Source organism: Streptomyces sp. B15 (assembly GCF_018070605.1).
Lineage (GTDB): Bacteria > Actinomycetota > Actinomycetes > Streptomycetales > Streptomycetaceae > Streptomyces > Streptomyces smyrnaeus.
On the sequence record NZ_JAGPXJ010000199.1, the window covers coordinates 1 to 1,931 of the forward strand.

Annotated in this window: 2 protein-coding genes; both read left to right on the plus strand. The window is 69.5% G+C overall.

What is annotated here, in order from left to right:
- The first annotated feature begins 399 nt into the window (after positions 1-399).
- The gene (locus tag KBY19_RS35800) at positions 400-1,236 is read left to right on the plus strand and encodes a sulfurtransferase (RefSeq protein ID WP_099882391.1); all 837 of its coding nucleotides are present in this window, start codon (positions 400-402) and stop codon (positions 1,234-1,236) included.
- 32 nt (positions 1,237-1,268) lie between these two features.
- Entirely contained in the window at positions 1,269-1,556 is a 288-nt protein-coding gene (locus KBY19_RS35805; protein WP_099882393.1) for a DUF1416 domain-containing protein, read from the plus strand.
- Positions 1,557-1,931 lie beyond the last annotated feature (375 nt).

Here is a 1,931-nt window from a genome sequence, read left to right on the forward strand (position 1 = left end):
CCGCGATCATTCCCGCATCCTGGACAAAAGCATCTCACCATGCGGATCGGCGGTGACACGACCCCGCCGTCGTCCTTACGATCGAGCGCATGAAGCGACAGGCGGACCTCACGAAGCGCCGGGCAGTGGACCTGTGCCGCATCGCCGCCATGCTCTGTCGCGGCTCCCGCTGACCCGCTGACCGTCCGCGCGTTCCGCCGACGCCGCGGCGCCCAGCGCATCCGGCGCCCCGGCGTACCCGCAGCGCACACACGCCGCAGAGCAGTTCCCGCGTACACCTCCCCGCGCACCCGCACGCTGTGCGCCCGACCCGTGACGGCCCCGGCCACCGGTGCCGCCCCGTACGCGTACCCCTGTTCGCCCTCCGCCGCATCCACCCACCTCACGAGGAGAAACAGCATGAGCCGCAGCGACGTTCTGGTCGACGCCGACTGGGTCGAGGCCCACCTCGACGACCCGAAGGTAGTGATCGTCGAGGTCGACGAGGACACCTCGGCCTACGACAAGAACCACATCAAGAACGCGATCCGCATCGACTGGAAGCAGGACCTCCAGGACCCGGTGCGCCGCGACTTCGTGGACCAGGAAGGCTTCGAGAAGCTCCTGTCCGCCAAGGGCATCGCCAACGACGACACCGTCGTGCTCTACGGCGGCAACAACAACTGGTTCGCCTCCTACGCGTACTGGTACTTCAAGCTCTACGGCCACCAGGACGTCAAGCTCCTCGACGGCGGCCGCAAGAAGTGGGAACTGGACTCCCGCGACCTGGTAGCCGAGGTCCCCGAGCGCCCGACCACCGAGTACAAGGCCAAGCCGCAGGACGCCTCCATCCGCGCCTTCCGCGACGAGGTCGTCGACGCCATCGGCACCAAGAACCTGGTCGACGTGCGCTCCCCCGACGAGTTCAGCGGCAAGCTGCTCGCCCCCGCACACCTGCCGCAGGAGCAGTCGCAGCGCCCGGGCCACGTGCCCAGCGCCCGCAACATCCCCTGGTCGAAGTCGGCCAACGACGACGGCACCTTCAAGTCGGACGACGAGCTCAAGGAGCTCTACGAGGCCGAGGGCGTCGACCTCGACAAGGACACCATCGCCTACTGCCGCATCGGTGAGCGCTCCGCGCACACCTGGTTCGTGCTGCACGAGCTGCTGGGCCAGCAGAACGTCAAGAACTACGACGGCTCCTGGACCGAGTACGGCTCCCTCGTCGGCGTGCCCGTCGAGCTGGGCTCCAACTGACGACCACCCGACACGACCCCAGGGAGAACACCATGTGCGGAGCACAGACAGGCGGGCCGGACGCCTCCACCGCCAAGCCGGGCGAGACCACCATCCAGGGCAACGTGACCCGTGACGGCGAGCCCGTCACCGGCTACGTACGGCTGCTGGACGCCACCGGCGAGTTCACCGCGGAGGTGCCCACCTCCGCCACCGGCCAGTTCCGCTTCTACGCGGCCGAGGGGACCTGGACGGTCCGAGCGCTGGTGCCTGGCGGCACCGCGGACCGCACCGTGGTTGCCCAGCACGGTGGGCTGGCCGAAGTCACCATCACCGTCTGACCCACCCCTGGCGGGGCGCCCGCTTTGTGGGGGCACGCCCTCGCTCCGCGGGGTGCGCCGCCGCTTGTGGGGGCACGCCCCCTGGGTTCTTCGGCTGCCGCCGAGGGGTCGTGTCGGGGGGCTCTGCCCCCCGACGGCCCCCCGCCAGGTGGGCTTCGCCCCCCTAGAACCCCCCTTCCGCAACAGGCAAGCCATTGACATACGTGCAATCCGCTTGCCTGTTGCTGCCCCCAATCCGGCCGGTGACGACCCTGCGGGTCGAGTGTTGGTGCCACTCCGCCCGCACCGGCGTTACCGGCAACACCGGGCGGGAGGGACGCCGAAATTGCGTTGCCGGTGTCTCCTTCGCGGGAGGAGTCGCACCGGCGACGCTCC

Excerpts from the sequence above, each read along its gene's own strand:
- KBY19_RS35800 (WP_099882391.1), top strand. The coding sequence starts at position 400 with ATGAGCCGCAGCGACGTTCTGGTCGACGCCGACTGGGTCGAGGCCCAC.
- KBY19_RS35805 (WP_099882393.1), top strand. The coding sequence starts at position 1,269 with ATGTGCGGAGCACAGACAGGCGGGCCGGACGCCTCCACCGCCAAGCCG.